21 protein-coding genes are annotated in these 21,175 nt (G+C 34.9%); 18 read left to right on the top strand and 3 right to left on the bottom strand.

All coding sequences use genetic code 11. From position 1 onward, the window contains the following. Nucleotides 1–36 precede the first annotated feature (36 nt). Nucleotides 37–1,341: an argininosuccinate lyase gene (gene argH, locus BW983_RS14005; RefSeq protein WP_076552663.1), complete on the top strand. Its 1,305-nt coding sequence runs from the start codon at nt 37–39 to the stop codon at nt 1,339–1,341. Nucleotides 1,342–1,719: 378 nt separating this feature from the next. Here argH and BW983_RS14000 read toward each other — a convergent pair whose 3' ends face one another. Beyond that, a complete protein-coding gene (locus BW983_RS14000; protein ID WP_065393995.1) occupies nt 1,720–2,181 on the bottom strand; it encodes an Lrp/AsnC family transcriptional regulator in 462 nt (153 codons plus the stop codon). A 239-nt stretch (nt 2,182–2,420) separates the two neighbouring features. Here BW983_RS14000 and BW983_RS13995 point away from each other — a divergent pair, with 239 nt between their 5' ends. The 10 genes from BW983_RS13995 to BW983_RS13950 all read left to right on the top strand — a co-directional run bounded on the left by BW983_RS13995 (nt 2,421) and on the right by BW983_RS13950 (nt 15,195). Further along, nucleotides 2,421–3,311 carry an aspartate carbamoyltransferase catalytic subunit gene (locus BW983_RS13995; protein WP_065393996.1) on the top strand — a complete coding sequence of 297 codons (891 nt, stop codon included), beginning with the start codon at nt 2,421–2,423 and terminating at the stop codon, nt 3,309–3,311. 131 nt (nt 3,312–3,442) lie between these two features. Further along, nucleotides 3,443–4,516: a carbamoyl phosphate synthase small subunit gene (locus BW983_RS13990; protein ID WP_076552519.1), complete on the top strand. Its 1,074-nt coding sequence runs from the start codon at nt 3,443–3,445 to the stop codon at nt 4,514–4,516. Between the two features lie 40 nt (nt 4,517–4,556). Then, nucleotides 4,557–4,910: a four helix bundle protein gene (locus tag BW983_RS13985; RefSeq protein WP_076552518.1), complete on the top strand. Its 354-nt coding sequence runs from the start codon at nt 4,557–4,559 to the stop codon at nt 4,908–4,910. A 59-nt stretch (nt 4,911–4,969) separates the two neighbouring features. Next, nucleotides 4,970–8,152: a carbamoyl-phosphate synthase large subunit gene (gene carB, locus BW983_RS13980; protein WP_076552517.1), complete on the top strand. Its 3,183-nt coding sequence runs from the start codon at nt 4,970–4,972 to the stop codon at nt 8,150–8,152. A 116-nt stretch (nt 8,153–8,268) separates the two neighbouring features. Then, nucleotides 8,269–8,712 (top strand): hypothetical protein, encoded by a 444-nt coding sequence (locus BW983_RS13975; RefSeq protein WP_076552516.1) that lies wholly within the window; start codon nt 8,269–8,271, stop codon nt 8,710–8,712. Between the two features lie 88 nt (nt 8,713–8,800). After that, complete coding sequence (locus BW983_RS13970; protein WP_076552515.1) at nt 8,801–9,634, top strand: hypothetical protein; 834 nt, start codon at nt 8,801–8,803, stop codon at nt 9,632–9,634. 118 nt (nt 9,635–9,752) lie between these two features. Then, entirely contained in the window at nt 9,753–10,247 is a 495-nt protein-coding gene (locus BW983_RS13965; RefSeq protein WP_076552662.1) for a hypothetical protein, read from the top strand. 212 nt (nt 10,248–10,459) lie between these two features. Next, nucleotides 10,460–12,637, top strand: a complete 2,178-nt coding sequence (locus tag BW983_RS13960; protein WP_076552514.1) for a TonB-dependent siderophore receptor — start codon at nt 10,460–10,462, stop codon at nt 12,635–12,637. A gap of 244 nt (nt 12,638–12,881) precedes the next feature. Beyond that, the gene (locus BW983_RS13955) at nt 12,882–14,156 is read left to right on the top strand and encodes a PepSY-associated TM helix domain-containing protein (protein ID WP_076552513.1); all 1,275 of its coding nucleotides are present in this window, start codon (nt 12,882–12,884) and stop codon (nt 14,154–14,156) included. After that, nucleotides 14,140–15,195, top strand: a complete 1,056-nt coding sequence (locus BW983_RS13950; protein ID WP_076552512.1) for an alpha/beta hydrolase — start codon at nt 14,140–14,142, stop codon at nt 15,193–15,195. Before BW983_RS13955 ends, BW983_RS13950 begins: the two co-directional genes overlap by 17 nt. A 158-nt stretch (nt 15,196–15,353) precedes the next feature. On the opposite strand, the gene BW983_RS13945 is transcribed toward BW983_RS13950, so the two are convergent. Together BW983_RS13945 and BW983_RS13940 are read right to left on the bottom strand one after the other, a co-directional pair. Further along, nucleotides 15,354–16,358 carry a hypothetical protein gene (locus tag BW983_RS13945; protein WP_076552511.1) on the bottom strand — a complete coding sequence of 335 codons (1,005 nt, stop codon included), beginning with the start codon at nt 16,356–16,358 and terminating at the stop codon, nt 15,354–15,356. A 31-nt stretch (nt 16,359–16,389) separates the two neighbouring features. Further along, nucleotides 16,390–17,244, bottom strand: a complete 855-nt coding sequence (locus BW983_RS13940; protein WP_076552510.1) for a hypothetical protein — start codon at nt 17,242–17,244, stop codon at nt 16,390–16,392. 67 nt (nt 17,245–17,311) lie between these two features. Here BW983_RS13940 and BW983_RS13935 point away from each other — a divergent pair, with 67 nt between their 5' ends. From BW983_RS13935 to BW983_RS13905, 7 genes are all read left to right on the top strand, one after another. Further along, a complete protein-coding gene (locus BW983_RS13935; protein ID WP_076552509.1) occupies nt 17,312–17,830 on the top strand; it encodes a Crp/Fnr family transcriptional regulator in 519 nt (172 codons plus the stop codon). Nucleotides 17,831–17,883: 53 nt separating this feature from the next. Next, nucleotides 17,884–18,432: a DinB family protein gene (locus tag BW983_RS13930; RefSeq protein WP_076552508.1), complete on the top strand. Its 549-nt coding sequence runs from the start codon at nt 17,884–17,886 to the stop codon at nt 18,430–18,432. A 42-nt stretch (nt 18,433–18,474) separates the two neighbouring features. Beyond that, a complete protein-coding gene (locus BW983_RS13925) occupies nt 18,475–18,987 on the top strand; it encodes a methylated-DNA--[protein]-cysteine S-methyltransferase (RefSeq protein WP_076552507.1) in 513 nt (170 codons plus the stop codon). Between the two features lie 29 nt (nt 18,988–19,016). Then, nucleotides 19,017–19,619, top strand: coding sequence for a DUF2911 domain-containing protein (locus BW983_RS13920; protein WP_065394149.1), 603 nt, complete (start codon nt 19,017–19,019; stop codon nt 19,617–19,619). Between the two features lie 3 nt (nt 19,620–19,622). Further along, nucleotides 19,623–20,150, top strand: a complete 528-nt coding sequence (locus BW983_RS13915; RefSeq protein ID WP_076552506.1) for a GNAT family N-acetyltransferase — start codon at nt 19,623–19,625, stop codon at nt 20,148–20,150. Then, complete coding sequence (locus tag BW983_RS13910) at nt 20,147–20,509, top strand: cupin domain-containing protein (protein ID WP_076552505.1); 363 nt, start codon at nt 20,147–20,149, stop codon at nt 20,507–20,509. The genes BW983_RS13915 and BW983_RS13910 overlap by 4 nt, the downstream gene beginning before the upstream one ends. A gap of 250 nt (nt 20,510–20,759) precedes the next feature. After that, a complete protein-coding gene (locus BW983_RS13905) occupies nt 20,760–21,137 on the top strand; it encodes a peptidase associated/transthyretin-like domain-containing protein (RefSeq protein WP_076552504.1) in 378 nt (125 codons plus the stop codon). The last annotated feature ends 38 nt before the right edge of the window (nt 21,138–21,175 follow it).

Raw genomic sequence — 21,175 nt, 5'->3', positions numbered from 1 at the left:
CGACAACATATGATCGTAGAAAATCAATACTTATTTATGAAAAAGATATGGCAAAAGGATGACCTCGCCACCAATATATTAGTCAATAATTTTACAGTAGGAAAAGACCTTGACTTTGATGAACGTTTAGCGAAATATGATGTTAAAGGTTCTATGGCACACTGTAAGATGCTTGCAGAAACCGGAATTATCTCCAACGAAGAATCAGTACAGATGCTTTCCGTATTGAACGATATTTTAAATAAAATAGAAGATGGGAGTTTTGAAATTGATAAAGATGCTGAGGATATCCATTCTCAGGTAGAAGCCATCCTGATTGCAGAATTAGGAGATACAGGAAAAAAAATCCATACAGCAAGATCAAGAAATGATCAGGTTTTATTAGACATAAAACTATATTTATTAGACGAAATCCGTGAAATTACAGCGCTTACCGATGAGTTTTTCCAGATTTTGATTCAATTGGCAGATCAGCATAAAAATGTTTTGCTTCCAGGATATACCCATTTGCAGATTGCAATGCCATCATCATTCGGATTATGGTTTGGGGCGTATGCAGAAGCTCTCTTGGATGATGTTGAAATGTTATTTTCAGTGAAAAATATCATTAATAAAAATCCCTTAGGTTCAGCAGCCGGCTATGGCTCATCTTTCCCGATCAATCGTGAGAGTACGACTTATAATTTAGGATTTCAATCAATGAATTATAACTCTGTATATGCTCAGATGACTCGTGGGAAGTCGGAGAAATTACTGGCAATGTCAATGGCTACTTTAGCCGGAACCCTTGGTAAATTTGCTTATGATGTTTGTCTGTATTTAAATCAGAACTTTGATTTCATCAGCTTCCCTAAGGAATTTACGACTGGAAGCAGCATTATGCCACATAAAAAGAACCCTGATATCTTTGAGCTGGTTCGTGCGCGATGCAATAGAATTCAATCTTTACCCAATGAATTGATCCTATTAACGAATAACCTTCCGTCAGGATATCACCGAGATGTACAGCTGACAAAGGAAATTCTTTTCCCTGCAATTGATTCCTTAAAAGAATGTCTGGAAATTTTAAGTTATACTTTGCCGAATATTCAGGTAAAAGACGGGATTTTGGAGGATGAAAAATATAAATATCTTTTCAGTGTAGAGAAGATCAATGAAGAAGTGAAAAGTGGAAGCTCTTTCCGTGATGCCTATGTGAAAGTAGGACAGGAGATTGAAAACAATGAGTTTGATTTTGAAATCGGAGATCTGGATCATACCCATCAGGGAAGTATCGGAAATCTTTGTCTTGATAAAATAGAATACCAGTTCAATAAACTGAAGAATAAATTATTGGGTTAAAATCTGAACCATTAAGATCATAAAACTTAAGCTGACATAAAAATCTAAAATTACTTTTAGAATACGCCTTATGTTTTATCGTTTGTAAATCCTTAAATCTTATTTGCTTAAGCGGTCTTAATGGTTGGGTTTTACTTCGCTCTTTGAATTTGATGATTGATTTTTTGAAAACTACTCAGTTGTAAATTTTATCGAAGATAAAATCTTTGTGCCTTAAAGCATACAGTTTATATATTTCTTTTGCGTCTTTGCGTTTTTATAACAAAATAAGAGATTTAAAAAACCTATTTGAAAACGCAAAGGCGCAAAATGATAATGAGATATATTGTTTTCAGTAAGTGAAAACCAGAATTAATATTAAGTTTAAAATAAAAGGACTTATTCCAGATCAATTTTAAACTTGGTAGATTTTTTCACCTCATGAAGGACGATGGAACTGTGGTATTGTCCAATATTGGGAAGGTTTGAAATTACACTTACAGCAAAGTCATTATAAGAATTAATGTCTTTTGCGATAATTTTCAACATATAATCATATTCTCCGGAAAGACTGATGATTTCCTGTACCTCGTCGTACTTTATGATGTTCTTCTCGAAGGTTTCCAATACTTTCTTGGATTGTTCTTTAAGTCGGACATTACAGTAAACGACAATATTTAAACCCAATTTTTCACGGTTTAAGAGACCTACATACTTTTCAATGATCCCCTGTTTCTCCAATTGTTTGATTCTTTCGTACGTTGGAGTAAAGGTAAGACCTATTTTTTCTGAAATTTCTTTAACAGATAAAGTAGAGTCTTCCTGTATGATGCTGAGAATCATTTTGTCTTTTAAATCCATAAACTATATTTGAGTTTTAACAAAAATATTAATTTTAAATGAGAATAAGGAATTCGTAAGTTTTTAATTTATTTTAAACTTTGTTTTTGTAGGTTCATAAAATTGTTGTATCTTTGCACCTAATGAATAAAAAAGCATTTATATCATTAGATTTACCGGGCGAAAGCGCCCTTTACGATATTTATTGTTATTAGCGAAGATTGTTGTCTTCGCTTTTTTTATGCCCAAAAATAAGAATTATGTTTACGATTACAGAACTAAGTACCGAGAGAATCAACAGTATACTGACAGAAGCGATGGCTTTTGCAAATGGTAAAACTGCTAAAATTGAAGGAGAAGTTTTTTGCTCAAACCTTTTCTTCGAAGATAGTACAAGAACAAAAACAAGTTTTGATATTGCAGAAAGAAAATTGGGACTTCAGGTTGTTCCTTTTGATGCTTCACACAGCTCAGTGAATAAAGGAGAGAGCCTTTATGATACAGTAAAGACCATAGAAAGTCTGGGAGTAAACTTAGTAGTGATCCGTGACAAGAAAGACAGATATTTTGAGGAATTAAAAAATATTAAGATCCCTGTGATCAACGGGGGAGACGGAACAGGTAACCACCCGTCACAATGTATGCTGGACCTTTTGACAATCTATCAGGAGTTTGGGAAATTTGAAGGATTGAAAGTAGGAATTGTAGGAGATGTAAAACACAGCCGTGTGGCAAACTCAAATGCCGAAGCTTTAAGAAGATTAGGTGCTAAAGTATACTTCTCAGGACCCGAACAATGGTTTGACGAAGGAGCATTAATCAACGGAACTTACCTTTCAGTAGATGAGCTGATCGCTGAAGTAGATGTTCTGATGTTATTAAGGATTCAGCACGAAAGACACGATGCAGCTATGAGTTTCTCTGCTTCGGAATATCATAAAAGATATGGTCTGACTAAAGAAAGAGAACAAGCAATGAAAAAAGAAGCAATCATCATGCACCCTGCACCAATTAACAGAGGAGTAGAAATAGACTCAGACCTTGTAGAATGTGAACGCTCAAGAGTCTTTAAACAAATGCAAAACGGTGTCTTCGCAAGAATGGCAATTCTAAAGGAGGCATTAGAAGAAAAAGGGTTTACCTTTAAATAAAAGAGCCAAGGTAAAAGTAAAAAGTATAGCGAGCTCCGTAGGAGCGACCTGTTAATAGCCAAGGGTGAAACCCATGGAAGATAAAAAATAAGCGACCTGTTAATAAAAAATAGAAAATCTAAATAGAAAAAATGAAGAAAAAATTAATACTGGAGTCCGGTGAAGTGTTTCATGGAGAAGGTTTCGGAGCAGAATTGGAAACTGCAGGTGAAGTAGTTTTCAATACCGGAATGACAGGGTATCAGGAATTGATCTCTGACCCATCGTATTGCGGTCAGATAGTTTGTATGACCTATCCGCTTATCGGGAATTATGGTATTAACCGTGATGATTATGAAAGTATTGAGCCGGCAATTAAAGGACTTATCGTAAAAGAACTTTGCGATCTTCCTTCTAACTTCCGTACTCAGATTACTTTAGATGAATTATTTAAGAAGAAAAGCCTTTCAGGAATTTCAGGAATTGATACAAGAAGACTGACAAGAATTCTTCGTAACTCCGGAGTAGTGAAAGGAAAAATCGTGAATGCTGATGCTGATGAAGCAGCAGTTGCAACAGAATTGAAAGAAACAAACTTCCCAACCAATCAAGTGGAAGAGGTTTCTACAAAAACGCCTTATGCAAACCCGAACAGAGGTTTCAAAGTAGTATTAGTAGACTTCGGAGCAAAACTAGGAATCATCAGAGAATTATCTCAAAGAAACTGTGACATCATCGTAGTTTCTCAGGATACAACAGCAGAAGAAATCTTATTGATGAACCCAGACGGAATCATGCTTTCAAACGGTCCTGGTGACCCGGAAGATGTACCACACGCTCTAGATATGATCCGTGGATTACTTGGAAAAGTTCCAATCTTCGGAATCTGTTTAGGACATCAGTTAATTGGTCTTGCTTGTGGAGCAAAAACATTCAAACTGAAGTTCGGACACAGAGGAGGAAACCACCCTGTACTGGATTTAGCGAAAAATACAGTAGCTATTACTTCTCAGAATCATGGATATGCAGTAGATCAGGAAAGTTTAAAAGGAACAGACCTTATCGAAACACACATCGCATTGAACGACAGAACAAATGAAGGTTTGAAACACAAAATTCACCCTTGTTTCTCAGTTCAGTATCACCCGGAAGCTAGCCCTGGTCCAGAAGATGCAAACTACTTATTTGATGAGTTTATCCAGTTAATGGAAGACTTTAAGAAGTAAAAAGACTTCAGATATTAGACATCAGATAACAGATTTTATCATGCATAATTTTGAAAAACTAGTTTTTTGGCAGAAATCAATTGAACTTGCAAAACAGGTGTATGTCATTTGTGTGGAGTTACCTAAAGATGAAAAGTTTGGTTTGATTTCTCAAATTAAAGGATCTGTGATATCTATTCCTTCAAATATAGCGGAGGGAGCGGGGAGAAATAATGATAGAGAATTTTATCATTTTCTTGGAATAGCAAATGCATCCTCTTTTGAACTACAAACACAGTTAATTTTAACTAGAGAATTGAATTTACTTGATGCAGAAAAAGTCGATAGTTTAATAGCAAATCTGAATGAAATTCAAAGAATGATTTATACATTCAAATCTAATTTAAAAAAGTAAAACATCCTGTTGGAAGTCTGAAATCTGACATCTAACATCTTGTATCTAAAAAAAGAAAAATGGCAAAACGTACAGATATAAAAACAATTTTAGTAATCGGATCAGGACCTATCATCATCGGTCAGGCAGCTGAATTTGATTACGCAGGAACGCAGGCTTGTCTGTCTTTGAAAGAAGAAGGCTACAAAGTAATTTTGATCAACTCAAACCCTGCAACAATCATGACAGATGTGGAAATCGCTGATAAAGTATACATCGAGCCGATTTCACTACAGTTTGTAAGCCACATCATTAGAAAAGAACGTCCGGATGCATTACTACCAACTCTTGGAGGACAAACTGGTCTTAACATGGCGGTAGAGCTTGAAAAATCAGGAATTCTTGAAGAATGCAAAGTGGAAGTATTGGGAACGAAACTTTCTGCGATCAACAGAGCAGAAGACAGAGACCTTTTCCGTGAATTGATGAGAGAATTGAACGAGCCGGTTCCGGAATCTGATATTGTAAATACAGTAGAAGGAGCACTTGCTTTCGCAGATGCAATCGGTTATCCTGTAATTGTTCGTCCTGCCTTTACCATGGGAGGAACAGGTGGAGGTATCGCTTCCACTGAGGTAGAATTAAAAGAGATTGCTGAACTTGGTTTGAAACACAGCCCGGTAACACAGTGTCTTATCGAGAAATCAATTGCTGGTTTCAAAGAAATTGAATACGAAGTAATGCGTGATGCAAACGACAATGCCATTGTGGTTTGTAACATGGAAAATATTGACCCGGTTGGAGTTCACACAGGAGATTCAATCGTAGTTGCGCCTTCTCAGACGCTTTCGGATAGAGAGTACCAGTTATTGAGAAACGCTTCCCTAAAAATCATCAGAGCATTAGGAATTGAAGGTGGATGTAACGTACAGTTAGCATTAGATCCACATTCATTCGAATACTATATCATCGAAGTAAACCCTAGAGTATCCCGTTCATCAGCGTTAGCAAGTAAGGCAACAGGATATCCGATTGCAAAGATCGCTGCAAAAATCGCGGTAGGATTAACACTGGATGAAATCATGAATCCGGTAACAGGAAAAACATACGCATGTTTCGAGCCTGCTCTGGATTATGTAGTTACTAAATTCCCAAGATTCCCATTCGATAAATTCGAAACTGCAGACAGAAGACTTTCTACTCAGATGAAAGCAACCGGAGAAGTAATGGCAATCGGAAGAAACCTTGAGGAGTCTTTACAGAAAGCAATCCGTTCATTAGAAACAGGAATCAAGCACTTAGGATTAAAAACAAAACAAGCTCAAGCTCTTACTGCTGAAGAAATCGAAAGAAGAATCAGAGTGTGTGATGACGAAAGATTATTCATCATCGGAGACGCTTTAAGAAGAGGATACGATTGGGAACAGATTGTAGAATGGAGTAAAATTGATAAATTCTTCATCTGGAAGCTTAAAAAACTGGTTGACTTCGAAAAAGTTATTGCTGAAAACAAATTTGATAAAGAAACATTAATTGAAGCTAAAAGATTAGGTTTTGCAGATATCAATATCGCAGTTCTTTGGGATGTAAAAGAGCGTGAGATTTTCAACTTCAGAAAAGAAAACGGAATCATGCCGGTGTACAAAATGGTAGACACTTGCGCCGCTGAGTTTGAAAGTGAAACTCCATACTTCTATGGAACTTACGAAGAAGAAAACGAAAGTGTAGTTTCAGATAAAGAAAAGATCATCGTTTTAGGTTCAGGACCTATCAGAATCGGACAAGGTGTTGAGTTTGACTATGCAACAGTGCATTCAGTTTGGGCAATCAAAGAAATGGGTTATGAAGCGATCATCATCAACAACAATCCGGAAACAGTTTCTACAGACTTCTCAATCTCTGATAAATTATACTTCGAACCATTAACGGAAGAAGATGTAATGAACATCATCGAGCTTGAAAAACCTAAAGGAGTAGTAGTACAGTTCGGAGGACAAACAGCGATCAACCTTGCAGATAAATTAGCTTCTCACGGAGTACAGATCTTAGGAACTTCATTAGAAGATCTTGACAGAGCTGAAAACAGAGATAAATTCGAGAAAGCCTTACAGGAAATGGGAATTCCTCAACCAAAAGGAAGAACTTCCACTTCTAAAGAAGAAGCAATCAAAATTGCCAACGAAATTGGTTACCCGGTATTAGTACGTCCAAGTTACGTTCTTGGAGGTAGAGCAATGGAAATTGTATACGCAGAAGCAGAATTGGCGCACTACATGGAGCATGCAGTAGATGCAAGCCCTGAGCACCCTGTTTTAGTAGACAAATACATGGTTGGAAAAGAAATTGAAGTAGATGCAATCTGTGATGGTGAAACAGTAGTGATTCCAGGAATTATGGAGCACATCGAAAGAGCAGGAGTTCACTCCGGAGACTCTATCGCAGTATATCCGCCACAAAATATCTCTCAGAGTGAAATCGATACTTTAGTAGACTACACAAAGAGATTAGCAAAAGGACTGAATGTAATAGGATTAATGAACATTCAGTACGTTCTTTTCGAAGGAAATGTATATGTAATCGAGGTAAACCCACGTTCTTCAAGAACGGTTCCTTTTTTATCTAAAATCACTGAAGTTCCAATGGCTAACCTTGCTACAAAAGCAATCTTAGGACAAAAACTGAAAGACCTTGGATATGAAAACGGATTAGTTCCAAACAAAGAAGGTGTGTTTGTAAAAGTACCAGTATTCTCTTTCTCAAAACTAACAAAAGTTGACATCTCTCTAGGACCTGAAATGAAGTCTACAGGAGAAGTAATGGGGAAAGATACAACGCTTGAAAAAGCACTTTACAAAGGATTAGTTGCAGCAGGAAGAAAAGTTCCAATGCACGGTTCTATCTTATTCACGGTAGCAGATAAGCACAAAGAAGAAGCAGCTGATCTTGCCGCAAGATTCCATGAAGTAGGTTTCAGAATCTGGGCTACAGAAGGTACAGCGAAGTTCTTCGAACAAAAAGGAATCCCTTGCAAAATAGGATACAAAATCGGAGAAGAAAGTGTAAATCTTATCGATCTGATCCAAAAAGGAAAAGTTCAGTATGTAGTAAATACAACTACAAAAGGTAAACAAGCAGAAAGAGACGGATTCCAGATCAGAAGAATGAGTGTGGAAAACGGAGTTCCTTGTTTAACTTCAATGGATACAGTAGAAGCAATTCTAAAAGTAATCGAAAGCATGAGCTTCAAAATGGAGACGATGTAATTTCGAAACATAAATATTAAAATCCCGTAAGTTTTCTTGCGGGATTTTTTTTTTGAAAAACTAATCAATTAAAGTAATCTGCTTATTTTTACAAAAACCATCTAAATCTCAGTAGAATGAGTATAAAGTCAATTACGATAATATTCTTAAGTCTTATTTTTGTAACGGTCCTTTCAGGGTGTTCTTATTTGACCGATTTTTATATTCAAAATCTCACCGGAAGCAAAAAAATAATAAAGATCAATTATAATTATCACGTCTCAAAAGCAATTAATAATAACCCTAATAGTTTCGTGTTTAATTATGAAAACGAAATTTTATCTCCACCAGCTTTTCGAAAAGTCAAGAATCTGAAGTCACTTGAAAAGATAGAAGTGAAAGATTCGGCTATTGTTCTGGAAATCCCGCCAAATTCAACCACAAGAATTGACAAAAGTTATAACGGAAGATGGAGGTATATGATAAAAAGTGTTGAGGTTGACGGAAAGATTTTTAGTCCTACAGAATTACAGAAGAAAACAAAGTTTATTAGTAATGATTATGTTTATAAAATTGAATAAGAAGGATATATTAAACCTCATAGGTTTTTAAAACCTATGAGGTTTAGAATTTTAGCACCAAATTATTATCAAAAAATAGCCAACCTAAATGGACAAAAAAGCAATACAAATTTTACTCAAAACTATAAAAACCTCTCAGAATGAAAGCTTAAGAGATTGGTTTTATTGGGATTCTTATATGAAGTATATTACAAAAGAGGATTTTGAATATGCTAAGAAGAATTCTGTAATGTACGATCAGGAAAATATAAGCCATGATGAAATTGGGAGAAGAATAAAAACAGCAGTTGCCAAAATTAAAAAAGAAGAAGTTGTAGAGACCTTTCTTTATAGCTTAAGTACAAGACAGTTGGAGTATCGTTCATTTTTATCAAGTTACTGCATCGGAAAATCATTGGTAGAACATAGTTTTACACCAAGTCCGGAGCCTAATGAAGATATTTGTGCCATTTGTGAACTTCATACCTATGAATTTGAAGACCCTATTGAGTTTAATACCATCAATTATTTCAAATATAAAGATGGAGCTTGCTTTGATAGCTTAATCCAGGTCTTATTTGATTTGGAGCAATTCCCGAAACTTCCTGTCGTCAAACCTGTTGAGAATGACTATAAAATACTAGCGGATTTGAAAAAAATAATTGAAGAATCTGAACCCAACGATAGAATTTCTCAGCTCAAGAAGAAAATTTCTAAAACATTCAAATCAAACGAAGGAGAACGATTAGGTGTCCTGGAAATTTTAGGAGTAATTGGCATTTTACATGATGACGTACACTTTGGATATGATAAACAATTCGTTACTTATCCCGAGAGAGAACATAGACCTGTCAGAAATGATGATGTAGGATATCCTGCGAGATGGTGGCAGGGAAAATTCGGAATTGATCATGAAAAGTGGGAATATTGGTTTGGAAGATAATAATGCATTTATTTTCTTGTCGATTTATACAAGAGGTTGTAAATTAGAGGGTCATAAAATATAAATTATCCGATACTCTTAAAAAAACTAATTATATCCCACCAAATTCAAAATGACCATGGCAGAATATCAAGCAAAATCCAGCAATTCTTTATCATTTGAAATCACGAAAGAAGATCAGCTCACGGGAAAAATTACGTATAACAGCTGGTTTAGGTTCGATGCTGTGATTGAAATGGCAGATCATAAAAACTATCAAGTAGAGCCTAAGGGATTTTGGGGAACAACCATTGAATTAAAAGACGGAGACAGAGTTCTTTTAAAATTCAGAATGAACTGGAACGGCGAAATAGTGGTTCAGACCTATTTTGATGGAATAAAAGACAGTTTTGTATTTAAACACAGAGGAATTTTTAAGGATTCATTTGTACTCACAGATAAAATTGGAACTGAACTTTTAGTCATGAAGCCCCATTTTAAATGGAACTCACTGAACTATGAATATCAGATAACAACCTCCGAAAATTTTGAGAATTATACTAATAAAGAAATACTTTTACTAACGTCATTACACTGTGCTAATTATTATATGTCTACAATGGTGGTTGTTTAAAAAATAGAGCTAAATTTTATCAAAAATATAAAACGTAGATCTAAAATAAGACATTTAAATATCATACATAATTGAAATAAAGGGTTTGTGAATTTTCATAAACCCTTTATTTATGGGCTTTTTTGTTAACAAAATTTTATGATTTGTGTCATATTTTTATTTAGAATCGATAAAAATAAAGTAATTTTGCGACACTAAGCTTAATTATAAAAATGAAAAAAACGATTATTTCTGCATCTTTTTTAGCAGTAACCATGTTGAGTGCACAACAAAGTGACACCCTCAAAGTAGCCGAGATCCAATCCGTATCCCTACAAGGAACTCACAATTACAGAACAAAAAAATCAGAATCAGTAGCAAGGCTTCCATTGGAAAATCTTGAAAATCCAACAGTTTATAATCTTGTTCCCAAAGAAATCATCAGTGAGATGGGAGCTATCGATTTTAATACAGCAATGGCTTCAGCGCCAGGAGTTGTAGTAAACAACAGTGTAAACGATAGCGGAAACGATATTTTCCTGAGAGGATTCAGTTCCAATGCAAGCTTTAGAAATGGATTGACTCAAAACCCAAGAGTACAGTCGGAAATCGCTAATATTGAAAGAGTAGAAGTAATCAAAGGACCGTCCGGAACCCTTTTTGGAGGAACCCTGGCAAACTATGGTGGAGTGGTGAATGTAATCACCAAAAAACCACAGGAAAACTTTGGTGGAATTATCAATTATACCACCGGAAGCTGGGGAATGAGTAGAATTACAGCCGATGTGAATACCCCTTTAAATAAAGAAAAAACAGCATTGGCAAGATTTAATGTAGCTGCTTATTCTCAGGACTCATTTCAGGATGCAGGATATAGCAAAGGTCTGTTCTTTTCAGGAAGTATTTTGTATAAAGTAAGTGATAAAACGACAGTAACATTAGACACAGAATTCCATGCTCCGGAGAAAACATTGAATGCTTATGTAAGAAAGTCTGATAACCTGACTTTTCATTCTATGAAAGATCTTTCAGCCATTCACGGCAGGTCATTTACAAGTAATGATATCGGTTCCAAAAGAACAAATTTTGTAACCATGGCGGAAGTTACCCATAAATTCAATGATCAATGGACTTCCAGAACATCTTACCAAAGAGGTGAAGCCAACGAAAAAGAGTCTATCTTTTTAGTATTAAACTATAAGGATAATAACAGGGTAAGCAGAAGCATTCGTCCTTTTGATAATTATAAGATCACAACAGATAATATTCAGCAGAACTTTATTGGTGACTTTAAAATAGGAAACTTAAGAAACCGTTTGGTAGTAGGTTTCGATTATTTTCAGCAGACTAGCAAAAATCAATATCCGGTATATAAAGTAGGATCAAACGGATCTTCCGCATTTGTTCCATATCCATTAAATGGTATCATTGTTAAAAAAGACGAAAAGCAGGACGATGATATTGTTTTTTTAGATTCTACGTCTCCATGGGTACCTATTTCACGTGATGTTATCAAATCCCTTCCAAGAAATGGAACTATATATGACATCAATAAAGTAAGCACATTCAGTGTATATGTTTCTGATGTATTGAATATTACGGATAACTTATTGGTAATGGCAAGTTTAAGAATGGATAATTATAAGAATGAAAATTTAATCAGTAACGGAGCGGAAAAGCAAGGAGAATATAAACAAACTCAGTTTGCCCCAAAGTTCGGATTAGTCTATGAGATTGTTAAAAATCAGGTTTCATTCTTTGCTAATTATGTCAATGGATTTAAAAATGTAGCACCTCAGCGAGATCCGAGAAATAAAGATGTTTTTATAGAATATAAGCCTGAAGAGGGAAATCAGGTTGAAGCCGGGTTTAAACTAGATTTATTTGGTAAAAAATTATTAACCACGGTAAGTTATTACAATATGAGAATTAAAAACCGTCTTATTGAAGATCCTTCTATTACCGGATTATATATTCAGGATGGGAATATTAAAAATCAAGGTTTTGAGATCGATATTGTTGCAAACCCAGTTAAAGGCTTGAATATCGTTGCTGGATACGGTTACAATGACAATAAATTTGATGATGTAAGTAAAGATGCAGGAAAAAGAAGCGCCTGGACTCCAAAACATGTGGCAAATTTCTGGACAAGTTATAAAATCATGAATGGAACTTATGAAGGAATTGGTTTCGGGGCTGGATTCAATTTTGTGGATAAAACATATATCAATATTGTCAACCATTTCTTAGCACCTGCCTATACATCTGTAGGAGCTACCATTTTCTACGATAAGAAAAAATACAGAATAGGTCTGAAAATGAATAATGCATTGAACCAAACCTACTGGAACTTCTATGGACAGCCACAGAAACCAAGAGAAATTCTGGCAAATTTTGCATTTAAATTCTAATAAACTAAAAAACAAAAATAAGCTGTTGGAAAATATAAAGACAGAGAATATAATGTAACATGCTATTTTTTGCCACGAATTCACGAATTATTTATTAGTGCATTCGTGGCTATATAATATAATCTCCCACATATTAAGCAGATAACTACTGAAAATCTTTGATTTTCTAGCGCCTTAAAAACAGCATGTCGTTTCATTTATTCGCGCCTTCCAACAATCATAAAAGCAATCTTCAGATTCAGATATGGATAATAAAAAAACTAACCCCAAGAAAAAGCAGGGAAAATCCCTGACCAAAAGAATTACAGGCTGGCTCCATCTATGGCTGGGGCTTATCTCAGGAATCATTGTACTTACAGTAACCCTTTCAGGAACCGTTTTTGTATTTTGTGACGAAATTGTAGACCTCTGTGCCGGAAATGCAAAATACATTCAGGCTCCGGCTCATGCAAAAAAAATGACACCCGAGGAATTACTTGTTAAATTTCATGAACAGGTTCCGGACAGAAAAGCCTTTTACTTCGATACATACAAAGAAGCAGACAGAACTTTCCGTGTGGCTTCAGCAACCAAGCCACCCAAAGATAAAAATGCAGAAAAAGCAGACAAACCAAAAGGAAAAGGGCGTGGTCCCAGAGGTGTTTTTGCCTATCATTATCTAGATCCTTATACCGGTAAAATAATGGGCTCTACAAAAAGCTACGAATTCTTTTATGTTGTTGCCCATATTCACGCTCAATTGCTGGCAGGTAAATTCGGGAAAACAGTGGTGGGAATAGCATCCATCATATTTTTCATCCAATTAATTGGTGGTTTAATCCTTTGGTGGCCCAAGAAATGGAACAAAACAACAAGGACTACAGCATTTAAAATCAAATCCGGAACAAAATGGAGAAGAAAAAATTATGACTTCCATAATGTCTTCGGCTTTTATTCATTACTTCCGGCTGTCTTTATTACCATTACCGGATTGATCATGGCATATAAAGTTTTAACAGATCTAACCCAGGTTACTTTTGGAGGAGCTCCGGATGCCCATAAAATCGCTGAAAAATACGAACCGAAATTTGATCCCGACAAAAAAGCATTGTCTTTTACAGACTTTATTGATAGAGGTTTTAAAGAAATTCCAGAGGCTAAACAGATCAGAATGAGCGTTCCTAGGAAAGATTCTGCGACGGTTTATAATGTAGTTGCTGCAAAATTTATCGGATTGAAAAGCATTATTGACGGAAAAAGTAAAGAAGTCAATAAATATACCGGTGATGAGATCAATTATCCAAAAGAAGTCCTGATGCATGAAGTGATTGAACACATGAACTTTGACCTGCATGTGGGATATTGGGGCGGAATGTTTGGGAAAATCTTCACTTTCGTGATCGGAATTATCTGTACCAGCCTTCCTATTACAGGATTTTTAATCTGGTGGGGAAGAAGAAACAAATCACCAAAAAAGAACAAAGAAATTAAAAATATTCATCAACACAGAAAAGAATCGCATCATGAACAATTGGTTTAAAATTTTACTTTTATCAGGATTATCATTTTTCACCCTTGGAAAAGCTCAGGAAAAAGTAACCATAGGAGAGAAGCAGAACGTATTTTCGAAAGTTTTAAATGAAAACAGAGAAATATGGATTCATCTTCCGAAAACTTATAATGATAAAGAAATCAATCCCGCAAAATATCCGGTAATCTATCTGTTAGACGGAGAAATTAATTTTGAATATTATACGGGACTGTCTGATTTTATTGCCAGAACTCCTTACGCAGACATCCCAGAATGTATTGTTGTAGGCATTAAAAATACGGAGCGTACAAGAGATCTTACACCCACAAAATCTCAAAAGAAAAGTCCGGTAAATCCTGAGGTAACTCTTTTCGCAGATAGCGGTGGCGGTGAAAATTTTGTGAAATTTTTACAGGAAGAACTGAAACCTTTTATCAATAAAAATTACAGAACTCAGGATTATTCTATATTGGTAGGGCACTCATTCGGAGGATTATTTACCATCAATACTTTTCTTATGCATCCGGATTACTTCAATGCTTATGTAGCAAATGACCCAAGCTTATGGTGGGACAATGAAGTAAGTATTACGAGAACCAAAGAATATCTGGAAAAGAATAAAAAATTTCCTGCTCATAAAATGCTGTATGTTTCTCAGGCAGACAATGAAGAAAAGCAGAAAAACTGGAATTCAGATATGACACAGGCTATTGATAAATTCAAAGGAATTGTAGAGAAAAATGGCTCTCTGAATTACAAACACACCTTTTTTCCGGGAGAAGTTCACGGAACAGTTTCTTATCCGGGAAATTATGAAGCTTTAAAATTTATATTCAAAGGCTTTAGAACGGATATTAAACAGTTGGCAAAAAATCCTGGTTTGCTGGAAGAAGATTACAAGCAGTTTTCAAAGAAAATGGGAACAGAATTCGTTCCATCAGAATCTTATCTGAATGTAGTTCTTAAGTTTATGAAAGGCAATGATTTCAAAGAACCTGAAACTTATTTTATGAACCTGAAAAACAAACTTTATCCTAAGGTTAAATAATTGATATATAATATAAAAGGATGAAAATAGAGGTGTGTTGATGAATGTTCAATGCACCTCATTTTATACAATTTCAAACCTCATTTGTATGAAAATAAAAAGCAAACCTGTGAATGTATAGGTTTGCTTTTTATCATATTTAAAGATTCTGCTGCTCTTTAATGTCTGTTATCACACTTTATTTCAAGTTCCGTTTTATCCTTGTCTATAAAGGTAATTATTGGGCATCCAAAAGAAGCAGAAGAAAAATTAAAGACTACAGGCGCCTTTCCTTTAAAAAGAATACCCGTCCATTGAGCAGAATAATTGGCATCATCATTTTCCGTTTTTTCAAGCGGATAGAATTCTACACCATCGTCATTGATAAATGTTTTTTCAAACACTTTTTCATGATGTTCATTAATGACAACCAGTTTACGTTCCTGCGTTCCGTACTCCTCAAGAAGATCCTGCACATAGTAGGTCAGGTTATCATATTTGGATTGATAAATACCACCATATTTAAGCTTGGATCCTGAAAAATATTTTTTCTGAACATCATTACCCGCTTTTTCCCATTTGATCATTTTCATCTTATTCTCTACAAAAGGGTTTCTATTCCCAAAGTAAGCTAAAGAATTGGTGTACTTGTCAAAAATATCCATACTTTTCTGATTGTCAATCTGGAATCCTACCATATAAGAATCCGAATCAATTTCTTCTCCTTCTGTGGTATATGGAGAAAGATAAGCTACAGTTTTCAGTTTATTTACCGGGATTTTTTGTAGTTTATTCGCACCGTAGTTATAAAGATATAATGTATCACTTTCGGCAATATGACTCCCATTCAGTAGCTTTTTTCTGTATTGATTATCCAGTTCTACATGTCCCATGTTGGAAAAAGGAACTTCCTTTTGTTTTTTTAGGAATTCTATAGGAACTGCCTGTTTATCTTTATAAATATCTGATACAGAAATGAAAGAATCCATAAGCTCGTTACGCTGTATGGTAGAAATATTGAAAACGTTGAAATTCTTAAAATCTATTTCCTCTTCAGTCTTTACCGTTTGTACAGAATCTTTTGTAATTGTTGGTTGATTCTGAACCGGTTTTTTTTCATCCTTTTTACAGCTGATAATTACCAGTGGTAAAAATAATAGCGCTATGGCTGTATTAATCTTCATTATTTAAGAATATTTGAATTTATCTTTTGAATTATATTTTATAATAAGGTTGTGAATAGTATTTGCTAGGTTTGATATAAGCTATATTTCTCTTAGAATCAAAGATCCAGATAAACCTGCGAAGCATGTCTGCCCCAAAATAACTTACATTTTGAGTTTTAAGATCTCCGGCAAAAAATCCAATGGAAAGATCTTTAAAGACAAAATGATCAAGCTTAAAAAAAGGAAGGACAGCTTGTTTCGTGATTAGACTTTCCCCTCTTGAGTTTTTCAGTGCTTTCTCTCCCAGAACCTTTAATTTTTTATCCAATTGGTACTTTTCCGTAAAATCATTACTGTATAGTATTCCTCCTGAATAACCAGATTGAAGAGCAAAATAAGCTTCCTGTTGCTGAACACCGTCCACTACGTTATCTGCTGGAATATAAAAAGCTTCATGATCCATTATAATATTAATCGGTTGGAAACCTGTTAAATCCGGCTGTTTTTCATTGTAAATCACAAATTCATTGTTATCATAATCAATTTTAAAAGTTTTACCTTCAAAAAGAGCAGTTCCTATTTTTCCGTCTGCTTCAGGACCTGTTAACTGGTTATCCATGAAGCTGATGTTTTTCCAACTGAGATTTCCAATATCAACCGTATTATTATCACTTATTTCTTCTTTATTGAAGATAATATGATCTGCCTTATGTTGCTTATCAGGAGAAATAGCACCGTCTTTCATTGCAATCTGAAACATAAGATGCAATGAATCTTTTTTATTAACAAGCGTTTTTACAATGATATTATTAGACTTTGTAACCCGAAAAGGAATGGTTTGCTGAGCCTTTGCTCCTGAAAATCCTATAGATAACAGAAATAAGATGTTGATTTTTTTAAGCATTATTCGCGATTGGTGTTTAAACCTTTAAAATTACCCATTATCTTTGGAACACCAAAAATAAAATGAGATGGTTGAACATTTACTTCAAAGCGGAATCTCTTGGGAAGAAAAAGAATTCAGCCGAAATGAATTCCTGAAAATCCCTGGAAGTACAGATACTCATATCTATTTTATAGAAAAAGGCAGCGTAAGAATCTTCATGACTGATGAAAGTGAAGAAAGAATCATTCGTTTTGGGTACACAGGGAATATTATTGTTTCCCTTGATTCATTTCTCTCCGGAAAACCATCAGATCTTTCTATTCAGGCAATTAAAAAAACTAAAGTGAAAATAGTCCCGAAAAAGAATTTCTATGAATTTATTAACGCCAGTGAAGAACATATGAAATTCTGGATGCAGACCTTAGAAGATTTGGTATTACAACAATTGGAACGAGAAAAAGACTTACTCATCAACGCGCCTTCAGAACGTTTTGCCCGAGTATTGAAAAGAAGTCCGAAGCTATTTCAGGAAATTCCCAATAAATATATTGCCAACTATCTGAGAATGTCACCCGAAACCCTTTCAAGGCTTAAAAAATCTTGAGTTCAATCAATATTTAATAGCAAAATGATCCGGAAATTTGTCAAAAAACAACAATGAAAATTTCAACCATACAATTGTTAAATGAATTAAAAGGCAAAACTGAAGACCATTTACAATATGCTGAATCACTTTTACTCAAACCCGAAAATGAATTGAATTTCAGAGTTTCCGAAGACAGTTGGAGCGTATTGGAATGCTTTGAACATTTGAATCGCTACGGAGATTTTTATATCCCGGAAGTTACCCAAAGAATCTCTTCCTCCAAAACCTCATTCAAATCAGATTTTAAGCCCGGAATTCTTGGAAACTATTTTGCTAAAAGTATGCTTCCAAAAGAAAAACTCAATAAGATGAAAACTCTTAAGACAATGAATCCGATCCACAGCCAATTGAATAAAGAAGTTGTGAAGACGTTTATTCAACAGCAGAAGCAATGGCTTGAGTTATTAAACAAAGCAGAACAAATTGATCTTGAAAAAACAAAAACGGCAATCAGTATCTCAAAAATGATCACATTAAAACTGGGTGATACTTTTAGGTTTGTAATCCATCATAATGAGAGACACATCGTTCAGGCTGTTCAGGTTTTAAAGAATATATAAAATTCAATACATGAATTCCAAAAAAGTAGTAATTTTAAATTAATGGAAATCATATACCAAAAAACAATACAAACTCCATTGGGAGAAATGATAGCCTGTGCCGTAGATCAGGGAATATGTTTGCTTGAATTTACAGACAGGAAAAATATTGAGAAACAATTCAAAGCCCTGTCCAAAACTTTAAAAGCGGAAATAGTAGAAAAAGAACATTTACATTTTCAGCAGTTAGAAGAAGAACTGCAAGAATACTTTGAAGGGAAAAGATCACAGTTTAATGTTCCTTTATTTACTACAGGAACGGAATTTCAGGAGAAAGTATGGCAGTTGCTTCGTGAGATTCCGATGGGAGAAACCAGAACCTATAAACAACAATCTGAATTTTTAGGAAATCCAAAAGCAATACGCGCTGTTGGAACAGCCAATGGGATCAATAAAATAGCCATTTTAATTCCGTGTCATCGTGTTATTGGATCTAGTAGAGAATTGGTGGGCTACGCAGGAGGAATCTGGAGAAAACAAAAATTATTGGAGCTGGAGAAAGCTATTTTATTTTGATTTTCGTAATTTTAAGCAAAAATTTACACGTGAAAAAGTTATTAATAGCAGTTTGCATTTCAGTTTCAGCATTCACTTTTGCACAGGATTATTCTGTGCCAGCGGCAAGCCCGCGCCAGAAGGTAGAACAACAATTTTCTATGTCTAAAATTTCTGTAGACTATGGAAGACCGGGAGTAAAAGGGCGTAAGATTTTTGGAGAACTGGTTCCTTATGGTCAGGTTTGGAGAGCAGGAGCTAACTCGTCTACAAAAGTAACCTTCGGACAGGCAGTTAATTTTGGTGGGAAAAATGTTCCTGCAGGTACTTATGGATTATTCATTGTTCCTACTGAAAAAGAATGGAAAGTAATTCTTAATAAAGACTTCCAACAATGGGGAGCGTATACTTATGATCCTAAACAGGATGTAGTAGACGTTACTGTACCGGTAAATAAGTTAGCAGACAAGCAGGAATGGTTTGAAATCACCCTGAATCCTACAGATGAAAACTCAGGAAATTTGGTAATCAAGTGGGATATGGCTCAGGCTGAAATTCCATTGAAACCAACAAAATTAGATACTGTAATCAAGATTTCTGATAAATTAAAAGAAATCAAGAAGATAGAATCAGACTCTAACAAAAAGGGATAAGAAATGGATTTTTCTGTTCAACCTGTTTTAGAAAATGAAGAATTTCAATTAATCCCCTTACAACAAGGGGATTTTGAATCTTTATATGAAGTGGCTTCCGATCCAAAAGTATGGGAGCAGCATCCAAACAAAGATCGTTATCAAAGAGAAATTTTTGAAAACTTTTTTAGAGGAGCTATAGAAAGTAAAGGAGCTTTCAAAATCGTTGAGAAATCTACCGGCGATGTATTAGGAAGCAGCCGTTATTACAACTTTGATCAAGATGATAATCATATTTTCATAGGATATACCTTCTACGGAACAAAATCCTGGGGAAAAGGAATCAATCCACAAGTAAAAAAACTGATGCTGGATTATATTTTCCAATTCGTAGATAAGGTTCATTTCCATATCGGGAAAGAAAATTATCGCTCACAAAAGGCGTTGGAAAAATTAGGTGGTGAAAAAATAGCAGAAGAGGAAGTTGCCTACTTTGCAGAACCCACGAGAACAAATTTTGTATACGAGATCAAAAAAGAAAACTGGATATGAAAAAATATAAAATTCAGCAATCGCCATTCGTAGTTCCTACCAATGATGGAAAACTCATTGAAGAACATTGGGGAAACTCTACAGGTAATTCAAATGTTTCCATTGCTCATATGGTAGCACCTCCGGGTTGGAGTGAACCACATCAGACACCGGAATTTGATGAATTTACTTATATTATTTCAGGGAAAAAACAGTTTGAAATAGACGGTGAGATTGTGGTTTTAGAGAAAGGACAAAGTATCCTTATCGAAAAAGGAGCAAGAATCCGTTACAGCAATCCGTTTTCAGATGCTTGTGAATACCTTGCGATTTGTCTTCCTGCATTTTCCATGGAACTTGTCAACAGGGAAGAAGAGTGAGGTAATTAATTATTAGTCGTCTATCAAAACGATAATATTTTAATGATATAAATGAAAAATAACCTTAGAAATAAGGTTATTTTTTTGTTTAAGAATAATAGAGTTATATAATCTTAAAAAAATGGATTGGAGAATCAACTAGTTAGATATTTGGTTATTATATCATCAGATATCCATGCTCGTAGTTTTCAATTATTTTGTAAGTTCGCGCGCTGAAAACTACTAGCGTATTAAACTTTTATTAAGATATATGAAAAACAAATTATCAATCGTATTATTACTGGGAATCGCACTTTCTACAACTTCATGTGCCTCTATTTTTACAGGAACCAGTGATAAAATTACTTTCAATTCAACTCCAGAAGGTGCTACGGTACTCCATAAAGGAATTGAAAAATGTGTTACTCCTTGCGTAATGCCTATTCCAAGGTCACTGAGCAAACAAACTGTTACTTTTAAGAAAGAAGGATTTAATGATAAGGAAGTAAAATTGACCAAAAACTTCAATCCGGTGACATTACTGAACATTCTTTTTGGTGGAGCTATCGGTGTGGGAATTGATGCGGCTACAGGTTCTTTAACTAAATATTCTCCAAAAGCATATACTGCTGAACTGGAAGCAAAATAATTCTGATCATTGATCAATACAACAATGTACCAATTTCT

Origin of the sequence: Chryseobacterium ureilyticum, assembly GCF_900156735.1 — a bacterium.
GTDB classification, from domain to species: domain Bacteria; phylum Bacteroidota; class Bacteroidia; order Flavobacteriales; family Weeksellaceae; genus Chryseobacterium; species Chryseobacterium ureilyticum.
Note: the sequence above shows the minus strand (reverse complement) of the source record. Positions and strands in the feature narration are given on the sequence as shown.